This window comes from Micromonospora sp. NPDC005291 (genome assembly GCF_040607415.1).
Classification (GTDB): Bacteria; Actinomycetota; Actinomycetes; order Mycobacteriales; family Micromonosporaceae; genus Micromonospora.
Genome location: NZ_JBEXGR010000001.1, coordinates 371,105 through 390,463, shown reverse-complemented (window position 1 = coordinate 390,463; position 19,359 = coordinate 371,105). Strand labels below are relative to the sequence as shown.

Below are 19,359 nucleotides of genomic sequence, written 5' to 3'. Positions count from 1 at the left end.
TGAGGGCGTGAAGTTCACCAAGGGCCACGGCACCGGCAACGACTTCGTCCTCCTGCCCGACCCGGACGGTCAGCTCGACCTGACCCCGGAGCTGGTCGCGGCGCTCTGCGACCGACGGCGAGGCATCGGCGCGGACGGCGTACTGCGGGTGGTCCGCGCGGCCAGGCACCCCGAGGGCGCCGCCCAGGCCGGCGAGGCCGAGTGGTTCATGGACTACTGGAATGCTGACGGCTCGTTCGCCGAGATGTGTGGCAACGGCGCTCGGGTCTTCGTGCGCTACCTGGTCGACACCGGGTTGGCGACGCTCGCCGGCGCGGCCCTGCCGGTGGCCACCCGGACCGGCGTCGTGCGCGCGCTCGTCGAGGGCGGCACCGTGTCCGTCGAGATGCGCCACCCCCGGCTGTACGACGACTCCGTGGCCACCCTCGGCGAGTTGACTCTGCGCGGCACCGCCGTGGACGTCGGCAACCCGCACCTGGTCTGCGTCCTGCCGACCGGCGTGGAGCTGTCCGCGCTGGACCTGACCAGCGCGCCCGGGTTCGATCCGACGGTCTTCCCGGCCGGGGTGAACGTGGAGTTCATCGTGGCGGGCGACCCGGTCGACGACACCGACGGGCACACCCTCATGCGGGTGTACGAGCGCGGCAGCGCCGAGACCCTGTCCTGCGGCACGGGTGCCTGCGCGGTGGCCGCTGTGGCCCTGCGCGACGCGGGCCTGGACACCGGAGTGATCGCCGTAGACGTCCCCGGCGGCCGCCTAACGGTCACCGTGACCGACGATTCCTGCTGGCTCTCCGGCCCAGCTGTCCTGGTAGTCACCGGAGAGATCACTCTCGCCGCGCTCCCGCTGCCCGCCTGACCCCTTCCCTGTTGATCAAGAGGTTTGCGTCATTCCGCGCCTCGCGGATGACCGAAACCTCTTGATCAACAGGTGTCGTTAGGGGGCAGGGGGAGGGTCCGTCAGGGGGTTGCGCTTGCGTTGGCGGCGATCTCCGGGAGGTCGGCGGGGCCGGGGTCGGCGGCCGGCAGCGGGCTGGGGTTGTTCGCGGCGGCGCGGACGGCGGCGGCGACCGCCGGGGCGACCCGGGAGTCGAAGACGCTCGGCACGATCACCGTCGGGTTGATCTTGTCCTCGCCGACCACGTCGGCGATGGCCTGGGCGGCCGCGAGCGCCATCTCCTCGGTGAACTCCTCGGCGTGCGCGTCGAGCATGCCGCGGAACACCCCCGGGAAGGCGAGCACGTTGTTGATCTGGTTCGGCTGGTCCGACCGGCCGGTGGCGACCACCGCGGCGTACTTGCGTGCCTCCCGCGGGTCGACCTCCGGGTCCGGGTTGGCGAGCGCGAAGACGATCGCGTCCTTGGCCATTCCGGCGATGTCGTCGCCGGTCAGCAGGTTCGGCGCGCTCACGCCGATGAACACGTCGGCGCCCCGGATCGCACCCGGCAGGTCGCCGGAGTAGTTCTCCTTGTTGGTGTTGTCCGCCAGCCACTGCCAGGCCGAGTTGAGCCCGGTCTGCCCGCGGTGCAGGGCGCCCTCCCGGTCGTACGCGATGATGTCGCCGACGCCCTGGCGCAGCAGCAGCTTCATGATCGCGGTGCCGGCCGCGCCGGCCCCGGAGACCACCACCCGGACGTCCGCGAGCTGCTTGCCCACCACCCGCAGCGCGTTGGTCAGCGCGGCCAGTACGCAGATCGCGGTGCCGTGCTGGTCGTCGTGGAAGACCGGGATGTCCAGCAGCTCACGCAGCCGGGCCTCGATCTCGAAGCAGCGCGGCGCGGCGATGTCCTCCAGGTTGATCCCGCCGTACGCCGGCGCGATCGCCTTGACGATGGCCACGATCTCGTCGGTGTCCTGGGTGTCCAGCACCACCGGCCAGGCGTCCACCCCGCCGAAGCGCTTGAACAGCGCCGCCTTGCCCTCCATCACCGGCAGGGATGCGGCCGGGCCCAGGTTGCCCAGGCCGAGCACCGCCGAACCGTCGCTGACCACCGCGACGGTGTTGCGCTTGATGGTCAGTCGCCGGGCGTCCGCCGGGTTCTCGGCGATCGCCATGCAGACCCGGGCCACCCCCGGGGTGTACGCCCGGGACAGCTCGTCACGGTTGCGCAGCGCGACCTTCGAGGTCACCTCGATCTTGCCACCCAGGTGCAGGAGGAACGTCCGGTCCGACACCTTCCGCACGTCCACGCCGTCCAGCGCGGTCAGCGCGTCGACCACCTGGTCGGCGTGGCCGGCGTCGGCGGTGTCGCAGGTGAGGTCGACGATCACGTGGGTCGGGTCCGAGTCCACCACGTCCAGCGCCGTGACGATCGCCCCGGCCTCACCGACGGAGGTGGTGAGCCGGCCGATCGAGGAGGCGTCCGCGGTCACGGCAATCCGGATGGTGATCGAAAATCCGGCGCTCGGCAGTCGGGTGATGGCCACGGGATCCCTCCGTCACGGCTGGCGGCCACTCGGCCGCCGCCCGCATTTCTACCGGGTTGTCGAGTCCGACCAGCATTCGCCCCCACTTTTGGCGACCTTCAGCATGGGCATATAGCTGGTGCGTTCGCTGTTGTCTCATGTCAGGATTACGTTCTACTTATCAAAACGGACAGGAGAACCGCTTGCGAGACCAGGAGAGCTTTGTCCCCCAGGACGAGCTCGACGACGTCACCACCGGCGAGATGGAGCTGTCGGAGCGGCAGTCCCTCCGACGCGTCCCGGGCCTGTCGACCGAGCTCACCGACGTCACCGAGGTGGAATACCGCCAGCTGCGGCTGGAGCGGGTCGTCCTGGTCGGCGTCTGGACCGAGGGCACGGTGACCGACGCCGAGAATTCGCTGGCCGAGCTTGCCGCGCTGGCCGAGACCGCCGGCTCGCAGGTGCTCGAAGGGCTCATCCAGCGCCGTACCCGACCCGACCCGGCCACGTACATCGGCCGTGGCAAGGTCGACGACCTCGGCGCGGTGGTGCTCTCCACGGGTGCCGACACGGTCATCTGCGACGGGGAGCTGTCCCCGTCGCAGCTGCGCAACCTGGAGCAGCGCACCAAGGTCAAGGTTGTCGACCGGACGGCACTGATCCTCGACATCTTCGCCCAGCACGCCAAGAGCAGGGAAGGCAAGGCGCAGGTCGAGCTGGCCCAGCTCGAATACCTGCTGCCCCGACTGCGCGGTTGGGGTGAGACGCTCTCCCGGCAGACCGGTGGTTCCGGCCGGGGTGGCGGCGCCGGCGGCGGCGTGGGCGTTCGTGGTCCCGGTGAGACCAAGCTGGAGACCGACCGGCGGCGCATCCGCCACCGCATCTCCCGGCTGCGGCGCGAGATCAAGAACATGAAGACGGTCCGCGTGACCAAGCGCGCCCGACGCTCCCGCAACGCCGTCCCCGCGGTGGCCATCGCCGGCTACACGAACGCCGGCAAGTCGAGCCTGCTCAACCGTCTGACCGGCGCGGGTGTGCTCGTGGAGAACGCGCTGTTCGCAACATTGGACCCCACCACCCGTAAGGCCACCGCCTCGGACGGGCGGCTCTACACCCTCTCCGACACGGTCGGTTTCGTCCGGCACCTGCCACACCAGATCGTCGAGGCGTTCCGCTCGACACTGGAGGAGGTCGGCGCGGCGGATCTGGTGGTGCACGTCGTCGACGGCACCCACCCGGATCCGGAGGAGCAGGTCCGGGCGGTCCACGCGGTGCTCGCCGAGGTGAGTGCGGACCGACTCCCCGAGTTGCTGGTGGTCAACAAGACCGACGCGGCCGACGAGGACACTCTGCTGCGGCTCAAGCGGCTCTGGCCGGACGCGATCTTCGTGTCCGCGCACTCCGGGTGGGGCATCGACGGGCTGCGCGCGGCGATCGAGGAGCGGCTGCCACGCCCGGCCGTGGAGGTCCGGGCCGTGCTGCCGTACGACCGGGGTGACCTGGTGGCTCGGGTGCACCGCACGGGCGAGGTGCTCAGCACGGCGCACCTGCCGGAGGGCACTCTGCTGCACGTCCGCGTCGGTGCGGAACTGGCTGCGGAGCTGGCACCGTTCGACGTCGAGCGGCAGGGGCAGGCAGCCAGCAGCCGACCCTGAGCGGTCACGGCGTCATCCACCGGAAACGCGTGGCATGCAACACTGGCCGAATGCGCCGCGTTGTTTCCTCGGTCACGGTTGCCCTCGGCCTGCTCGGGGCAACCGTGGCGCTCGCCGGAGTCGCCGCGGCGGCTCCCGCGCCCGGGTCGTCCGAGCCGCCCGCCGTCACTCCCGGTCAGAAGCGGTGCACGATCGCCGACGAGCGACTGCGGGAGCTGTCCGGCCTGGTCGCGACCAGGACCGGCTTCATCGTCATCAACGACGGCACCGAGGTCGCGGCACGCAAGCGGGTCTTCTTCCTCGACAGCAAGTGCAAGATCTCGAAGGAGCCGGTCCGGTACTCGGGGCAGGGCCCGTTCGACACCGAGGATCTCGCCCTCTCCAAGGACGGCGGCACCCTCTGGATCGCCGACACCGGTGACAACACCACCTCGAAGGAGCGCCGCACGCGCGTCGCGCTCTGGTCGATGCCGGTCACCGGTGCCACGCCGCCGACGCTGCACCGGCTCTCCTACCCCGAGAACAAACCGCACGACGCCGAGGCGTTGCTCATCGGCGATGACGGGAAACCGTTGATCATCACCAAGGTGACCAGCGGCAAGGCCGAGATCTACACCCCGACGGCGGCCCTGAAGAAGGGCGGCGACACCGCCCCGGTGCCGATGCGCAAGGTCGGCGACATCGCGCTGCCCCAGACGCAGACGGAGAACACGCTCAACACGTTCGGCCGGATCGCGATCACCGGCGCGTCCCGGTCACCGGACGGCTCCCGGGTGGTCCTGCGCACCTACGCGGACGCCTTCGAGTTCGACGTGACCGGCGGTGACATCGTCGGCGCGCTCACCACCGGCACGCCGCGGGTGACGGCGCTGGCCGACCCGTTCGGCGAGGCCATCAGCTACACCCCGGACGGGAAATCGTTCCTCACCGTCTCCGACGCGGGCCGGTTCACCGAAGACGAACCTCTCGACATCCTCAGCTACACGCCGTCCAACTCGACCGCGGTGCCACTGGCTCCGGAAGGGGCCGCCAAGCCGGCCGCTTCAAAATCCTGGACCGCCGGGCTGAGCCTCGACGACATCACATACCTGGTCGGTGCGGTCGGGTTGATCGGCCTGCTGCTGGTCGGCGCCGGCATCTTCGGCATCGTCCGGGCTCGCCGCCGCCCACCGGCCGCCGCCGCGTCCGACCCGGATGGCGAGCCGTTGGGCCCGCGCGCAGGCCGTGCCGCCGAGGGGTTCCCGGCAGATGGTGACCGTTCGGGTGGTGTCTACGGTGGCGGCGCGCCGGTGGGAGGTGCGGTCTACGGCGGCGGCGGTGGTGCCGGTCGTGGCGGTCCGGCCCCGGCGGGCGGTGCGGTGTACGGCGGCGGTGGCCGTCCGGCGGCCGCCGACGGTGGCAACGGGCCGGCCCGGCCAGGCGTTGCCGGTGGCGGCGTTTACGGTGGCGGTGGTCGTCCTCCGGCGAGTGGCGGCGGTCGTCCCCAGGGTGGCGGCGGTGGTCGTCCTCCGGCCGGTGGCGGGGGTCGTCCCCAGGGTGGCGGCGGTGGTCGTCCTCCGGCCGGTGGCGGTGGACGCCCCCCGGCCAGTGGCGGCGGTCGTCCACAGGGCGGGGATGGTCGTTCCGGCGGTGGCGTGTACGGCGTCGACGGTGGCCAGCCCGGCGCGGGTCGTGCGGAGCCGCCCCGGCGCGGGGGGCAGGAGCCAGACCCGCGGGGCCAGCGGCCCGGCCGTCGGCGTGACGACGACTCGCCCGTCGACCCGTACGGGCAGTATCCCGGCGGTGGTCGCGGCCACCGGGGCGACCGTTACTGAGGGTCGTTAAGCGGGGAACGGGGATCGGTCGCTCTGACGGACCGTGAACCAGCGCGGGTGAGCGCCGTGGCACTCACCCGCAGACCGGTCAGATCCGGCGCAGCACCGCCACGACGCGGCCCATGATGGTGGCGTCGTCACCGGGGATCGGGTCGAAGGCCGGGTTCTGTGGCATCAGCCAGACGTGCCCGTCACGCCGCCGGTAGGTCTTCACGGTCGCCTCGCCGTCGAGCATGGCGGCGACGATCTCGCCCGAGTCGGCGGTCGGCTGCTGCCGGACGACCACCCAGTCGCCGTCGCAGATCGCCGCGTCGAGCATCGAGTCGCCCTTGACCTGGAGCATGAAGACCTCGCCCTCGCCCACCAACTCGCGGGGGAGCGGGAAGATGTCCTCCACGGCCTGCTCGGCGAGGATCGGCCCACCGGCGGCGATCCGGCCGAGCATCGGCACGTACGCCGGGGTCGGCCGTTGTGCGCGGGACATTTCGTCGTCGATGGCCTCGCTGGGGGCGCGGACGTCCACCGCGCGCGGCCGGTTGGGGTCGCGGCGCAGGAAGCCCTTCTTCTCCAGCTCTTTGAGCTGGTAAGCGACGCTGGACGGCGACACCAGGCCGACGGCTTCGCCGATCTCCCGGACGCTCGGCGGGTAGCCGTGCCGGTCCACCCAGGTGCGAATGAACTCCAGGATGCGGCGCTGGCGGGCGGTCAGGTCGACCGTCGCCGGGTCGGGAAAGGCGCTGACCACCGGCGTGACCGGGCGCACGGTGGGCTGACCCGTCCGGCTGCGCGCGGCACTGCGGCGTCGGGTGGCTGGCGGGCCCGCATCGGTAATCTGCTGCGGGCTCTTCGGCCGGCTGGCCCGGTCCTCGGTCACGTCCGTCCTCCCTGGTCGGCGCTGGGTGCCTCGTCGGCTCGTGGTGCGTGCGGTGGTGCCACGTTGTTCATGACCGTATAGGTGAGATCGGTCATTTTCAAACATCTGTACGACCTCTTGTCGGCGTGTCGGTGCGAAAAACCGCTCCGGTCGTACGGATGTTCTGATAAATGGTACGCCAAATAGCACGCACGTTCGATCGCCCCGCCCGCCCCGCCCGCCCCGCCCGCCCGCCCCCGCCCCCCGCCCTCGTTGATCTAGGTCATATCGCCGTGATTGGAGATCCACTAGTGGTGATGTGCCCTAGATCGACGAGGCAGGGGTCGGCGAGGCAGGGGTCGGCGAGGCAGGGGTCGGTGAGGCGGGGTTGGTGCGGGTGGTGGGGTGGCGGTAACTCGGCGGCGGTCTCGGCGTTGGGTTTTTGGGCGTGGTGGTGGGGGTGGATGACCGGATGGTCCGTGACGCGCCGGACAGGCGCGCCAACTTGACCCGGGTTCGCCTGCGACATACGGTCAACCCCTAGATGTAGTAGTGACATGGGCGTAAGTTGCCTACAGGTTGGGTCCGACTACCGACCGCACTCCCGTAACGTCGATCACGGCGGGCGTCATCCGAGGATGGCACCGTCGTGGTGAGTCGTGCCCGGGGGTGTCCGGTGTACGCGTAGTTGATCATTTTTAGGAGGTGGGCGATGCGGTGTCCGTACTGCCGGCACGCTGACTCCCGGGTGGTCGACTCGCGGGAGGCCGACGACGGCCAGCTCATCCGACGGCGGCGGTCCTGCCCGGAGTGCGGCAAGCGGTTCACCACGGTCGAGGAGGCGGTCCTCGCGGTCGTCAAGCGCAGCGGGGTGACCGAGCCGTTCAGCCGTACGAAGATCATCGGCGGGGTGCGCAAGGCGTGCCAGGGCCGGCCGGTCGACGAGGACTCGATCGCGTTGCTGGCTCAGAAGGTCGAGGAGACCGTGCGGGCCAAGGGCGCGGCCGAGATTCCCAGCCACGACGTGGGGCTGGCGATCCTGGGCCCTCTGCAGGGCCTGGACGAGGTGGCGTACCTGCGGTTCGCCAGCGTCTACCGGTCCTTCGACTCGCTCGCCGACTTCGAGCAGGAGATTGAGACATTGCGGGTCGCCGCCCGCGCCCGGGCGGGCGCGGCGGAGGCCGGGGCGGCGGGACCCGCCGGCCGTACCAATTGAGTTTTGTTTGACGAGGGGGCGGATGAGATGTCGGGGGATGGTGTGACGACAAGCAGGTCACGTGGCAAGGCCAACGCGAGCGCTGGGCTGAAGATCGAGCGGGTGTGGACGACTGAGGGGGTCCACCCGTACGACGAGGTCACCTGGGAGCGCCGCGACGTCGTGATGACGAACTGGCGGGACGGCTCGATCAACTTCGAGCAGCGTGGCGTCGAGTTCCCGGCGTCGTGGAGCGTCAACGCGGCGAACATCGTCACCACGAAGTACTTCCGGGGCGCGGTGGGGACCCCGGAGCGGGAGTGGTCGCTCAAGCAGCTGATCGACCGGGTGGTCACCACCTACCGCACCGCGGGTGAGGAGTACGGCTACTTCGCCAGCCCGGCCGACGCCGAGATCTTCGCGCACGAGCTGACCTGGATGTTGTTGAACCAGGTGTTCAGCTTCAACTCGCCGGTCTGGTTCAACGTCGGTACGCCGTCGCCGCAGCAGGTCAGCGCCTGCTTCATTCTGGCTGTCGACGACTCGATGGACTCGATCCTCGACTGGTACAAGGAGGAGGGGCTGATCTTCAAGGGGGGCTCCGGCTCCGGGGTCAACCTGTCGCGGATCCGCTCGTCCCGTGAGCTGCTCTCCTCCGGCGGCACCGCCTCCGGCCCGGTCAGCTTCATGCGCGGCGCGGACGCCTCCGCCGGCACCATCAAGTCCGGCGGCGCGACCCGCCGGGCCGCCAAGATGGTCATCATCGACGTGGACCACCCGGACATCGAGGAGTTCGTGGTCACGAAGGCGCGCGAGGAGGACAAGATCCGCGCCCTGCGTGACGCCGGGTTCGACATGGACCTCGGTGGCTCCGACATCGTCAGCGTGCAGTACCAGAACGCCAACAACTCGGTCCGGGTCTCCGACGAGTTCATGTCGGCGGTGCAGAACGGCGGCGGCTTCGACCTGCGTGGCCGGCTCGACGGCTCGGTGATCGACACCGTCGACGCCAAGAAGCTGTTCCGTACGATCTCGCAGGCCGCCTGGGAGTGCGCCGACCCGGGTCTGCAGTACGACGACACGATCAACGACTGGCACACCTGCCCGGAGACCGGGCGGATCACCGCGTCGAACCCGTGCTCGGAGTACCTGCACCTGGACAACTCCTCGTGCAACCTGGCCTCGCTCAACCTGATGAAGTTCCTCCGTGCCGACGGTGGCTTCGAGGTGGAGAAGTTCGTCAAGTCCGTCGAGTTCGTCATCACCGCGATGGACATCTCGATCTGCTTCGCGGACTTCCCGACCGAGAAGATCGGTGAGACCTCCCGCGCCTACCGGCAGCTCGGCATCGGCTACGCCAACCTGGGTGCTCTGCTGATGGCCACCGGCCTGCCGTACGACTCGGAGCAGGGCCGCTCGGTCGCCGCGTCGATCACGTCCCTGATGACCGGCACCGCCTACCGCCGTTCGGCCGAGCTGGCCGGCGTCGTCGGCCCGTACGACGGCTACGCCCGCAACGCCGAGCCGCACAAGCGGGTCATGCGCAAGCACGCCGCGGCCAACGACGAGATCAAGCCGACCAGCCCGGTGGCCACCGCGATCGTCCGCGAGGCGACCAAGCAGTGGACCCAGGGCAACAAGATCGGCGACAAGTTCGGCTGGCGCAACGCGCAGGCGAGCGTGCTCGCCCCGACCGGCACGATCGGGTTCATGATGGACTGCGACACGACCGGCGTGGAGCCGGACCTGGCGCTGGTCAAGTTCAAGAAGCTGGTCGGCGGCGGCTCGATGCAGATCGTCAACCAGACGGTTCCGCGCGCCCTGCGCAGCCTCGGCTACCCCGAGGAGCAGGTCGAGGCGATCGTCGAATACATCGCCGACAACGGCCACGTGGTGGACGCTCCCGGCCTCAAGCCGGAGCACTACCCGGTCTTCGACTGCGCGATGGGGGAGCGGACGATCGCCCCGATGGGTCACGTGCGGATGATGGCGGCCATCCAGCCGTTCGTCTCCGGCGCCATCTCCAAGACGGTCAACATGCCGGAGGCGGCCACCGTCGAGGACGTCGAGAAGATCTACTTCGAGGGCTGGAAGCTCGGCCTCAAGGCGCTGGCGATCTACCGGGACAACTGCAAGGTCGGCCAGCCGCTCTCGGTGGCGAAGTCCAACAAGGCCACCGAGCCGGCCGCCGTCGAGACCGTGTCGGCCGCGCCGAGCGCGGTGGAGAAGGTCATCGAGTACCGGCCGGTGCGTAAGCGCCTGCCGAAGAAGCGCCCGTCCGAGACGGTCAGCTTCTCCGTCGGTGGTGCCGAGGGCTACCTCACCGCGTCGTCCTACCCGGACGACGGCCTCGGTGAGGTCTTCCTCAAGATGTCCAAGCAGGGCTCGACCCTGGCCGGGGTGATGGACGCCTTCTCGGTGGCCATCAGCATCGGCCTGCAGTACGGCGTGCCACTGGAGACGTTCGTCAGCAAGTTCACCAACATGCGCTTCGAGCCGGCCGGCATGACCGATGACCCGGACGTGCGGATGGCGGCCTCGGTGATGGACTACATCTTCCGTCGCCTGGCGCTGGACTTCCTGCCCTACGAGCGCCGCGCCGAGCTGGGCATCTTCACCGCATCCGAGCGGGCCGCCCAACTGCGGGCCGAGGCCGACGCGGAAGCCGCCGGGGTCACCGGAGCGGAGCTCACCGCGATGGCGTCCTCGGCGCCGGTGGAGAGCCCGCCCAAGCCGGAGGCCATCGCGCAGCCGGCCCAGGAGATGGCCGAGGTGGCCGCTGCCAAGCCGGCCCCGAGCGTGGGTTCCAGCACCGAACTGCTGGAGGCCGTGATCGGCAAGGCCGCCGACGCGCCGCTCTGCTTCACCTGCGGTACGAAGATGCGCCCGGCCGGTAGCTGCTACGTCTGCGAGGGCTGCGGCTCCACCAGCGGCTGCAGCTGACGTACGCGCAACGCGGCGCTGCCCAGGCCTCCTGCTCGGAGGTCGGGGCAGCGCCGTTTCCAGCTCTCGCAGGTCCTCGCCGAGGGCGCATGTGCCGTGAGATCGCTATACCTCAGAGGCATAACTATGACTCTGAGGTATAGCGCTCATCGTCGTTAGTGCCCTCAATGGAGCCGAGCCGGCAGACCATGCTGCGTCGGGTCCGAATTTTCACAGAGATCTTCGTCTTTGAGTAAGCGGTCATCCGGCCGAGGTCGATTGCGGCAGGAGCGGGCGCATGAACGTCCGCTCGTACCGCACGACACATCCCGAGTCGTCGCGGATGCTGTCAGCCGCGACGAACTCCGGGTCATTGCCGAACCGTGCGCGGTAACGCTCGTAGGCTGCCAGGCTCTCGAAGCTGAACAGCGCCTCGGCCTGGTCGCTGGCTCCCTCGGCGGGTAGGAAGTAGCCGTGGTGCACACCACCGTGCTTGGCCACCAGCCGCATCCACGCGCGGGCGAAGTCTTCAAACGCCTCGATCTGCGCGGGGTCGATGGTGTAGTGCACGACGCAGGTGATCATGGCGTCACCATACGGGCCGGTGCTCTCGTAGCTCGGCACGACCGCGCGGCGCCGACGTGGATGCCGGGTTGGTAGCCATCGTTCAGTAGCCGGCGAGCTGCGGGGCCAGCGCGATCACTACGAAGCGGATCGTTCGGCCCAGCAGGCACGTCGCCGCGAAGGCGGCCGGGCGCATGGGCGTGCGGCCCAGGTAGACGCTGGCGGCCAGCAGCGGTGGAAATCCGGTGACGGCGCTGACCAGCAGCACCCCGGTCGCCTGGCGGGGACGTTCCATCACCTCGACGAGTCGGGTGCCGGCCGCCTTCGAACGCGCGAGCATCGTGCCCAGTCGGCCTGGTGGCTGCGGCGCGGCGGGCGGGCGTCTGGTGAGCCGGCGTTGCAGCCAGGTCGAGCGGATGGCGCCGCGCGCACCGAGGAAGATCAGGACCTTGCCGGCAGTCTGACCGGCGGCGGCGGCCACGCCGAGCGCCACCGCCGGCGCGCCGGTCGTCGCCCCGGCGGCGATCAGGTACGGCTCGGCGGGGGTGAACGGCAGGAACGCCGACAGGAGCCCGACGGCCGCAGCCGTCAGGACGGCGATCATGGCTGGGTGTGCGGCAGGCCCACCGGCAACTTGGCGGCGCAGACCAACGAGACGACCTTCACCGCGGCGACCCCGAGGGCGAATGCGACGGCCACGGCTGTCGGTGTGTAGATCGCGAGGATTACCACCGCGGCGGTGTTCAGCGCCTTCGCCGGCGGAGACCAGTTCCACCGGTAGATGCGCCGATCGACGCGGGCGAAGTAGTTCGGGCTCAGCAGCGGCCAGCGCAGGAACATCAGGCTCAGCAACTGGTCGATGACCATGAACTGGACGAGGAACACCGCGACCGGCAGGGCCGTGGCGGGCCGCAGCACGACCAGTGCGGCGGCGCAGGCCGACGTGCAGGCACGGTCCGCGACGATGTCGAAGACCGCGCCGGTACGCGTCTCCTGTCCCAGGGCTCGGGCCGTGAAACCGTCGAGGATGTCGCCGATCCAGTAGATCAGGTACGCGGCGACGAGCAGATGGGCGCTGCGGTGGGTCAGCGCCGCCACGGCGAGCCCGACGGAGGCGGCCGTCCGTACGGCGGTGATGGCGTTGGGGATGTTGAGCAGCGTGACCGGCGGACTGAGGCCGACGGCGGTCATTCCGCGTCCTTGAGGATCCGTTGTATGTCCGCGGTGCGCCGGTTCAGATCGGCCAGCTGCGTGCTCATGTCGGTGAGCAGGCGCTGTGTTTCGGTGGCCTGCTCGACGTACTGCCGCTGCAGTTCGCCCGACACGGTGACCCGCTTGCGGACGGCCGCATACCAGACGCCTGCGATGAGCAGGGCGGCGACGACGATGAGGAAGACCGAGGCGACGTCCATCTAACTGTTTCCTTTCGGTACGGCTTCGCCGTCACCGGCGTTGCTCAGGGTCGTGACGGCGGCCGCCACCATGTCGGGCGTGAGGTGCAGCGAGAACGGCGTGGCCTCGTAGAACTTGAGTGCCTTGCCGTCCGCGGACAACTCCAGATGCGCGGTGACCAGCCCGGCCTTCTCCAACTTTTTGAGGTGCACCTGCAGCAGTGCGCGGCTGATGCCCAGGTCGCGGGCGAGCTGTGACACGTAGGCGCGTCCGCCGGTCAGTGCGGCGAGCACACGCAGTCTGTGCGGACTGGCCAGGGTGGCAAGGACCTCGACCAGCCGGTCGCCGCTCAGCTCTCCCATAGCTCACCTTGGCTCATGCCAACTATTATTGGCATGCGCTAGAACAGCTGTCAACCCGACGCACCGAGTTGCCTGCCACGTGGATTCCGCCCGACCCCGACCAGGCAACGTGCTGACCCGACCCGCTGGACGGGCCCCGGGCGTGATGACTCATGCCCGAGGCCCGCTCGCTTGCACAGTCAGCGTCGTACGGTGACCTGCGCACCGATCGCGATCACCTGATCCGGGGTGAAGGAGAGCGGTGCTTGGAGGTTGAAGGCCGTACCGTCCGGCAACGGCGCCTGCAGGAACCAGATCTCCTCGGTCCGAACGAGCCGTGCCGCCCGACCATTGACCCGTACCGGCTGTTCTTCGACGGCACCCTGAACCCAGCCCATGAGATCCGACTCGAGACCGGCTACCAGTTGGACCGACATGGTCCTCGTGGAGTCGTCCGAGCCAGCGTCGCCCAGAGTCAGGATCGTGTTGTCCTTGAAGAAGCGCAGCTCCCAGCCAGCTGGTGCCAGGCCGACCCGCAATGGGACCTCCTGCGGCCGGTCCACCAGGGCGGCGGCGAGGGCCCGGACGGTGGCCTCGGTGGCGAGGCGGCCGTTGCCGGTAACCGACACCCACTGACCCGGCTTCCGCTGCCACCGCACCGTCACCGATGGCGAGCCGGTTTCCTGCGGGGTCTCCGTGAGCTCTCCGGGTCGACCGTCGATCGTGATCGCACGGGCCCGCGCGTCATGGGCGCGTGGATCGTCCTGCGACCAGACCCCCAGGTAGACGTCGTCGTTCCCGCCGTCACCCGCGAGGTACACGGCGATGAAGTGGTCCGGTTCACCGCTGAACACCGGGTCCGTCAGCCCGGCGGGCCGCGGGTCCAGAGCAAGCGGGAAGACCGGAGCAGTGAAGGAGACGAGCGACACTCCAGCAGGCGGTCGGACCGCAGGTGGTGGCGGATCGGGCGGCGCACCGATGACCGCCACGGCTGCCGCCGCGATCGCGGCGACGGCGGCGAGACTCAGCAGCCGTGTCCGCGGCGTCCAGGCGGGGCGCCCCGGCCTGGCCCACCGCCCGGGCCGTCGTGCGGCGGTGCCCGCGATTTCGGCCATCAGCCGAGACCTGGCCGCGGCCAGGGCCGGCTCGGAGGGGGGTACGGGGTCGGGGCCGTGCTCACGAAGCAGGGCGATCTCGTTCATGACGGCTCCTCGCTGGTCCAGAGGGCGGGAAGAGCTTCGCGGGTGACCCGCCGGGCGCGGTTGAGCCGGGAGCGGACCGTGCCGACCGGGATGTCCAGGACGACCGCGATCTCGGCGTACGACAGGTCAGCCCACGCGGTGAGCAACAGGACATCGCGGTCTCGACGGTGCAGGGTGGCCAGCGCGGCGGACAGGTCACGCCGGAGCGACCGGGCGTCCACCCGGCCCTCCGCGTCATCGGCCGGCGAAGGCTGCGCGGGCCGGTCTGCCGTGGCACGGGCCAGCGCCCGGTACCGCCGCTCCTCCTGCCGTACGTGCCTGCGCAGAAGGTTGGTCGCGATGCCGAACAGCCACGGGCGAACGTCGACCTGTGCCGGCCGGTACGCCGCCCGACGGCGGAACGCGATCAGGAACGTCTCGGCCAGCAGGTCGTCAGCCTCCGGCCCGATGCGTCGGGCCAGATACCGGTGCACCGCCCCCGCGTGCCGGTCGAACAGTGGCGCGAACCGCTCCGCGACCAGAACGGACTGCGCTATCAGGGCATGGTCGGCATCCCCGTCGTCGGGCGGTTCCGACCCCTGGTCGTTTGCGTCGGCTGACCCCACGTCCGGCGGGTACGGCCTGGGTGTTGTCGTCATACCTGTTCATGCCCGATCCACGTGACTGGGTTCATGGTGCTCGACCAGTGTCCGCCCCCCGGATGCTGCTCGCGGTCTGCGACCATCGGGCCATGACGAGCGCGGGGAACTATGTCGACTTCGCCGTCCGGGAGGCGCGTGGGGTGTCGCCCGTCTACGAGCGTCTGGCGCTCGCCGTGTCCCGGGACGCCGAACTGCTCGCCCTGCTCGACGGGCTTCCGCCAGCCAAGCGGCAGCCGAATCTGCTGTTCAGCGTCGTCCGCTGGCTCGGCGGCCCGGTCGATGATCCGGCCGCCTTCCACGACTACGCGGTGACGCACTGGCCCGCCATCGAGGCGCAGCTCCGCACCCGGGCCACCCAGACGAACGAGACCGGCCGGTGCGCGGTGCTGCTGCCGGTGCTCGCCGCGCTGCCGCAGCCGCTCGCCCTGCTGGAGGTCGGCGCGTCCGCCGGGCTCGGCCTCTACCCCGACCGGTACGCGTACCGCTACGGCGAGCACCAGGTCGGCTCCGGCGAGCCGGTCCTGGAGTGCGCGGCAAGCGGGTTGGTGCCGCCGGCACGCGTACCCCAGGTGGTGTGGCGGGCCGGCCTGGACCTCAACCCGCTCGACGTGACCGACCCCGACGACGTGTCCTGGTTGGACGCGCTGATCTGGCCGGAGCACGCGCACCGGCGAACCCGGCTGCGCGCCGCGGCGGCGGTCGCCGCTGCCGATCCGCCGCTGCTGCTACGTGGCGATCTGGTGGACGACCTGCCGGCACTGGCCGCGCGGGCGCCGGCCGGCGCGACGCTGGTGGTGTTCCACACGTCCGTGCTCTATCAGGTGCCCGCCGCGCGCCGGGAGGCGTTCGTCCAGCTGGTCGGTGAGCTGCCCGGGCACTGGGTCGCGAACGAGGGTCCGGAGGTGCTGCGGTACGACGGGTTGCCCGACCCGCCGAGCGATGCGCTGCACAACGTCCTCGCGCTGGATGGCACACCGGTGGCCTGGACCCGGGGGCACGGCCAGGCGATGACCTGGTTCGGCTGACGGGTCGGGGCCTGCGTCGAGGATCGAAGCGGTCCTACGTCGCGGTGCCGTTGTCGAATGCTCTCTGGTGGCGGCGGATCTCGGCATGGTGGTCGGCGGACCAGGCCGCCAGGGCCAGGACGGTGGACAGCAATGACGTGCCGAGTTCAGTGAGGGCGTACTCGACGCGGGGTGGGACTTCGGGGTAGGAGGTCCGGCTGACGAGCCCGGTGCGCTGTAGGTGCTTCAGGGTCAGCGTGAGCATCCGCTGCGAGATGCCGGGGATCGCGGCAGCCAAGATCCGAGTAGCGGGTGGGGCCGTCGGCGAGGGTGCCGATGATCAGCACGCTCCACTTGTCGCCGACGAGGTCCAGGACTTCACGGATGAAGTCGGCGTCCTCATCCTCCCAGTGCGCGCAGGGCCCTGGCGTCTTCCGGACGTTCGCCCGCACGTTGGTGCGTCTCCGTCGAAGATCCTCTGCGCTCATCGTCATTGCCCATCCGTCGCTTGGTCGCTACACACAGATGGACCACCGCCTGCACCGGGCGCTGGACCGTTTCGCGTACGGCGACCAGGTGCGGGTGATCCACCGGTCGTTCCAGCTACACCCTGACCTGCCGCGTGCGGGTGTCAGCCAGGTGAAACTGATCGAGATGGCTGGCGCTCCCGCAACGACCGTGGACCGGGTCCTACGGCCGATCGAGCGGGCCGCCGCGGCGGAGGGCCTGACGCCCTACCGCGCGGTCGATCGCACGTTGGGCCCGACCGACCTGGCCCACGAGCTGCTGGCCTACGCCGCTGACCAGGGCCGGGGCAACGAGATCTGGTCGGCGATGTTCCGGGCGCACTTCGGGCAGGCACGCAAGCTGTGGACGGCCGGGGAAGTCCTCGACTTCGCCGCTGAGGTGGGCCTGGACCGCGCCGAGGCCGCCGAAGCCCTGCGCAGCCGCCGCTACCGGGCCCGGGTGACAGCCGACCAGCACGAGGCCGAGCGACTCGGCGCCCGAGGCGCGCCGTTCCTCGTGTTCGACGGTCGCTTCGCCGTCCCCGGGGCTATCGGCACCGATGAGCTGCTGGCGGTGATCAGCAAGGCGTGGGACGACAGCCATACCACGCCGCAGCCGCTGCCGGTCGTCGACGGCGCCGAGGGCATGTGCGCCCCGGACGGATGCGCGGTGCCCGAGCGCAGCATCTGATCCCGCCCGTGGCCGGCCAGACACCGTCCTGCCCACTGCCGGAAGGAATGGACGTGACCTAGCGGGGCGTTCTGGCGCGCAGGGCCCGGACGAACCAGTCCAGCGCCGGCGCCGTATGCCCGCCCGCCGGCCAGCCGTTCACCACCGCGAGCAGGTCGAGGTAGCGGTCCCGGCGCGGGTCGTTCGCCGTCTCCAGCCGGGTCAGCAGCCGGCGCCGCAGGTCGGCGTCGTCGGGGCGGTCGGTGAGCTGCGCGTACCGGCCGGTGACGGCGGCCACGACGGAGTCGGCGGCGGGTGTGGACGGGTCGATGCCGGCAGCGAGGGCGGGGGCCGCCGCGTCTCGGGCCACCGCAACGGCATCCGGGCGGGGCAGCGCCGGGACGTCGTGATCGGCGTCGTACTGCCGCACCAACCGCCGCAGGCTGGCGCGGAAGTCCGGGTCCTGCGCCAGCTCGGCCAGCTCCATCCACGCCCGCACCTGCTCGGTGCTGGGCTCGTCGGGCAGTTCCGGCGTCAGCGACCGCATGATCCCGGGGTACGCCGGCCCGGTGGCCACGCCGTCGAAGACGGCGTCGAGGAAATCGGTGACCAGCCGGTGCCGCTCCTGGTCGGAGAGTCGGGCCAGCCGGTGCAGCAGCTCCACCTGCTCCGGGCCAGCACCGCGCCGGCTCGCCTCGGTGAGCACCGCCTGGCGCAGCCGGAGAACCTTGATCTGCACCGCGAGGGCCTCTGCGTGTGCGGCCGTCGCCTCGTGCAGCGGCACCTCCCGATCCACCACCCGGCGGATGGTGGCGAGGTCCACGCCAAGGTCGCGCAGCGTCCGGACCAGCTCCAGCCGGGCGACGGCCTCCGGCCCGTAGCGGCGGTAGCCGGCCGCGCTGCGGTCGGTCGGCGGCACGACGCCCTGGTCGGCGTAGTAGCGGATGGTCTTGACGCTCAGGCCGATCCGCCGGGCCAGCTCGCCGATCGTGTACCGCGTTTCACCGCTCATGCCCCCACCCTGCCGTCTCCCCCCGCTGGAGACTCAAGCCCGGCACTGTCGGCGTGCGGCTGCACCACCAGCTCGGCGGTGGATCCCCGTGCGGCCAGGGCCGGTCGGAGCGTCGAGCCGGTCGGCAGGGCGGGTACGGTCCCAGGGCCGCCGACACCCGGATGGCGGAACGGAGGCTCCACCGGTGTCCATCGCCCTGATCACCCTCGGCGGCACGATCGCGATGGCCGGCGTCGACGCCAGCCGTCCCGGCGTGGTCACCCGTCTCACCGGCGCGGACCTCACCGCCGCCGTGCCCGGCCTCGCCGAGCTGGGCGTACCCGTGGACGTGCGGGACCCCCACGCGGTGCCCAGCGCCAACCTCACCGGCCGCCACCTGTTCGACATGGTCGAGGAGGCCTCCCGGGCGGTGGCCGGCGGCGCGACCGGCGTGGTGGTCACCCAGGGCACCGACACGCTGGAGGAGACAGCGTTCCTGGCCGACCTGGTCTGGCCGCACGCCGCCCCGCTGGTGTTCACCGGCGCGATGCGCAACCCCACCCTGGCCGGCGCGGACGGGCCGGCGAACCTGCTCGCGGCCATCCGGGTGGCCGCAGCGCAGGCCGCCCGTGACCTGGGCGTGCTGGTCGCCGTCAACGACGAGGTGCACGCCGTTCGCTGGCTGCGCAAGACGCACAGCACCAGCACCGCCACCTTCGCCGCACCCAACGCCGGCCCGATCGGTCAGGTGATCGAGGGGGAGGTGCGGATGCTCACCCGGCCGGAGCGGCACGAGCCGCTGCCGCCGATCGACCCCGCCCGGCTCGACGGGACCCGGGTGGCCCTGTACGTGGTGACCATGGACGACGACGGGCTCCTGCTGAACGGCCTGGCCAGCACCCACCAGGGTCTGGTGGTGGCCGGCTTCGGGGTGGGGCACGTGCCTGCCCCGCTGGCCCCGGTGCTCGGGGACCTCGCCGGCCAGATGCCGGTCGTGCTCACCTCCCGTTCCGGGGCCGGGTCGGTGCTGCGGCACACCTACGGGGCGGTCGGCTCGGAGACCGACCTGCAACGGCGCGGGCTGCTCAACGGCGGGCTGCTCGACCCGTACAAGGCCCGGGTGCTGCTGCGGCTGCTACTGGCCGCTGGCGCCGGTTCGGACGAGGTGGCCGCCGCCCTGGCACGGCACGGCTGACCACGGGC

The 19,359-nt window shown here is 70.8% G+C and carries 19 protein-coding genes; 8 read left to right on the top strand and 11 right to left on the bottom strand.

Annotation, left to right across the window (positions count from 1 at the left end; translation table 11 throughout):
- The first annotated feature begins 7 nt into the window (after nt 1-7).
- Nucleotides 8-859 (top strand): diaminopimelate epimerase, encoded by an 852-nt coding sequence (dapF, locus tag ABZT18_RS01755; RefSeq protein ID WP_354993281.1) that lies wholly within the window; start codon nt 8-10, stop codon nt 857-859.
- Between the two features lie 101 nt (nt 860-960).
- On the opposite strand, the gene ABZT18_RS01750 is transcribed toward dapF, so the two are convergent.
- Entirely contained in the window at nt 961-2,427 is a 1,467-nt protein-coding gene (locus ABZT18_RS01750) for an NAD-dependent malic enzyme (protein ID WP_354993282.1), read from the bottom strand.
- 182 nt (nt 2,428-2,609) lie between these two features.
- On the opposite strand from ABZT18_RS01750, the gene hflX reads away from it, so the two are divergent.
- On the top strand, nt 2,610-4,061 hold the full coding sequence (gene hflX / locus ABZT18_RS01745; protein ID WP_354993283.1) for a GTPase HflX: 1,452 nt from the start codon (nt 2,610-2,612) through the stop codon (nt 4,059-4,061).
- Between the two features lie 50 nt (nt 4,062-4,111).
- Nucleotides 4,112-5,875, top strand: a complete 1,764-nt coding sequence (locus ABZT18_RS01740; protein WP_354993284.1) for a hypothetical protein — start codon at nt 4,112-4,114, stop codon at nt 5,873-5,875.
- 88 nt (nt 5,876-5,963) lie between these two features.
- Here the strand turns inward: ABZT18_RS01740 and lexA are convergent, their stop codons facing one another.
- The gene (lexA, locus tag ABZT18_RS01735) at nt 5,964-6,749 is read right to left on the bottom strand and encodes a transcriptional repressor LexA (RefSeq protein WP_354993285.1); all 786 of its coding nucleotides are present in this window, start codon (nt 6,747-6,749) and stop codon (nt 5,964-5,966) included.
- Nucleotides 6,750-7,440: 691 nt separating this feature from the next.
- Here lexA and nrdR point away from each other — a divergent pair.
- Together nrdR and ABZT18_RS01725 are read left to right on the top strand one after the other, a co-directional pair.
- Nucleotides 7,441-7,944 carry a transcriptional regulator NrdR gene (nrdR, locus tag ABZT18_RS01730; protein ID WP_354993286.1) on the top strand — a complete coding sequence of 168 codons (504 nt, stop codon included), beginning with the start codon at nt 7,441-7,443 and terminating at the stop codon, nt 7,942-7,944.
- A 27-nt stretch (nt 7,945-7,971) separates the two neighbouring features.
- Nucleotides 7,972-10,866 carry a vitamin B12-dependent ribonucleotide reductase gene (locus ABZT18_RS01725; RefSeq protein ID WP_354993287.1) on the top strand — a complete coding sequence of 965 codons (2,895 nt, stop codon included), beginning with the start codon at nt 7,972-7,974 and terminating at the stop codon, nt 10,864-10,866.
- 240 nt (nt 10,867-11,106) lie between these two features.
- Here ABZT18_RS01725 and ABZT18_RS01720 read toward each other — a convergent pair whose 3' ends face one another.
- The 7 genes from ABZT18_RS01720 to ABZT18_RS01690 form a co-directional block, all read right to left on the bottom strand.
- Nucleotides 11,107-11,430 (bottom strand): NIPSNAP family protein, encoded by a 324-nt coding sequence (locus ABZT18_RS01720; protein ID WP_354993288.1) that lies wholly within the window; start codon nt 11,428-11,430, stop codon nt 11,107-11,109.
- Nucleotides 11,431-11,512: 82 nt separating this feature from the next.
- On the bottom strand, nt 11,513-12,013 hold the full coding sequence (locus tag ABZT18_RS01715; protein WP_354993289.1) for a hypothetical protein: 501 nt from the start codon (nt 12,011-12,013) through the stop codon (nt 11,513-11,515).
- Nucleotides 12,010-12,600, bottom strand: coding sequence for a CDP-alcohol phosphatidyltransferase family protein (locus ABZT18_RS01710; RefSeq protein ID WP_354993290.1), 591 nt, complete (start codon nt 12,598-12,600; stop codon nt 12,010-12,012). The genes ABZT18_RS01715 and ABZT18_RS01710 overlap by 4 nt, the downstream gene beginning before the upstream one ends.
- Nucleotides 12,597-12,821 (bottom strand): hypothetical protein, encoded by a 225-nt coding sequence (locus tag ABZT18_RS01705; protein ID WP_354993291.1) that lies wholly within the window; start codon nt 12,819-12,821, stop codon nt 12,597-12,599. Before ABZT18_RS01705 ends, ABZT18_RS01710 begins: the two co-directional genes overlap by 4 nt.
- Nucleotides 12,822-13,163 carry a helix-turn-helix domain-containing protein gene (locus ABZT18_RS01700; RefSeq protein ID WP_354993292.1) on the bottom strand — a complete coding sequence of 114 codons (342 nt, stop codon included), beginning with the start codon at nt 13,161-13,163 and terminating at the stop codon, nt 12,822-12,824.
- Between the two features lie 179 nt (nt 13,164-13,342).
- Nucleotides 13,343-14,344, bottom strand: a complete 1,002-nt coding sequence (locus ABZT18_RS01695) for a hypothetical protein (RefSeq protein WP_354993293.1) — start codon at nt 14,342-14,344, stop codon at nt 13,343-13,345.
- Nucleotides 14,341-14,883, bottom strand: a complete 543-nt coding sequence (locus ABZT18_RS01690) for a sigma-70 family RNA polymerase sigma factor (protein WP_354993592.1) — start codon at nt 14,881-14,883, stop codon at nt 14,341-14,343. Before ABZT18_RS01690 ends, ABZT18_RS01695 begins: the two co-directional genes overlap by 4 nt.
- Before the next feature lie 191 nt (nt 14,884-15,074).
- Between ABZT18_RS01690 and ABZT18_RS01685 the strand changes: the two genes are divergently transcribed.
- A complete protein-coding gene (locus ABZT18_RS01685; protein WP_354993294.1) occupies nt 15,075-16,010 on the top strand; it encodes a DUF2332 domain-containing protein in 936 nt (311 codons plus the stop codon).
- A 34-nt stretch (nt 16,011-16,044) separates the two neighbouring features.
- Here ABZT18_RS01685 and ABZT18_RS01680 read toward each other — a convergent pair whose 3' ends face one another.
- Nucleotides 16,045-16,287, bottom strand: a complete 243-nt coding sequence (locus tag ABZT18_RS01680; protein WP_354993295.1) for a helix-turn-helix domain-containing protein — start codon at nt 16,285-16,287, stop codon at nt 16,045-16,047.
- A 227-nt stretch (nt 16,288-16,514) separates the two neighbouring features.
- On the opposite strand from ABZT18_RS01680, the gene ABZT18_RS01675 reads away from it, so the two are divergent.
- A complete protein-coding gene (locus ABZT18_RS01675) occupies nt 16,515-17,186 on the top strand; it encodes a DsbA family protein (RefSeq protein ID WP_354993296.1) in 672 nt (223 codons plus the stop codon).
- 58 nt (nt 17,187-17,244) lie between these two features.
- Here the strand turns inward: ABZT18_RS01675 and ABZT18_RS01670 are convergent, their stop codons facing one another.
- Nucleotides 17,245-18,177: a MerR family transcriptional regulator gene (locus ABZT18_RS01670; protein WP_354993297.1), complete on the bottom strand. Its 933-nt coding sequence runs from the start codon at nt 18,175-18,177 to the stop codon at nt 17,245-17,247.
- 184 nt (nt 18,178-18,361) lie between these two features.
- Here ABZT18_RS01670 and ABZT18_RS01665 point away from each other — a divergent pair, with 184 nt between their 5' ends.
- Nucleotides 18,362-19,351, top strand: coding sequence for an asparaginase (locus ABZT18_RS01665; RefSeq protein ID WP_354993298.1), 990 nt, complete (start codon nt 18,362-18,364; stop codon nt 19,349-19,351).
- The last annotated feature ends 8 nt before the right edge of the window (nt 19,352-19,359 follow it).

Bases quoted from the DNA above. Each gene is read 5' to 3' on its own strand.
- ABZT18_RS01740 (WP_354993284.1), top strand. From the start codon at position 4,112: ATGCGCCGCGTTGTTTCCTCGGTCACGGTTGCCCTCGGCCTGCTCGGG.
- nrdR (WP_354993286.1), top strand. From the start codon at position 7,441: ATGCGGTGTCCGTACTGCCGGCACGCTGACTCCCGGGTGGTCGACTCG.
- ABZT18_RS01725 (WP_354993287.1), top strand. From the start codon at position 7,972: ATGTCGGGGGATGGTGTGACGACAAGCAGGTCACGTGGCAAGGCCAAC.
- ABZT18_RS01720 (WP_354993288.1), bottom strand. From the start codon at position 11,430: ATGATCACCTGCGTCGTGCACTACACCATCGACCCCGCGCAGATCGAG.
- ABZT18_RS01715 (WP_354993289.1), bottom strand. From the start codon at position 12,013: ATGATCGCCGTCCTGACGGCTGCGGCCGTCGGGCTCCTGTCGGCGTTC.
- ABZT18_RS01710 (WP_354993290.1), bottom strand. From the start codon at position 12,600: ATGACCGCCGTCGGCCTCAGTCCGCCGGTCACGCTGCTCAACATCCCC.
- ABZT18_RS01705 (WP_354993291.1), bottom strand. From the start codon at position 12,821: ATGGACGTCGCCTCGGTCTTCCTCATCGTCGTCGCCGCCCTGCTCATC.
- ABZT18_RS01700 (WP_354993292.1), bottom strand. From the start codon at position 13,163: ATGGGAGAGCTGAGCGGCGACCGGCTGGTCGAGGTCCTTGCCACCCTG.
- ABZT18_RS01695 (WP_354993293.1), bottom strand. From the start codon at position 14,344: ATGAACGAGATCGCCCTGCTTCGTGAGCACGGCCCCGACCCCGTACCC.
- ABZT18_RS01685 (WP_354993294.1), top strand. From the start codon at position 15,075: ATGACGAGCGCGGGGAACTATGTCGACTTCGCCGTCCGGGAGGCGCGT.
- ABZT18_RS01675 (WP_354993296.1), top strand. From the start codon at position 16,515: ATGGACCACCGCCTGCACCGGGCGCTGGACCGTTTCGCGTACGGCGAC.
- ABZT18_RS01670 (WP_354993297.1), bottom strand. From the start codon at position 18,177: ATGAGCGGTGAAACGCGGTACACGATCGGCGAGCTGGCCCGGCGGATC.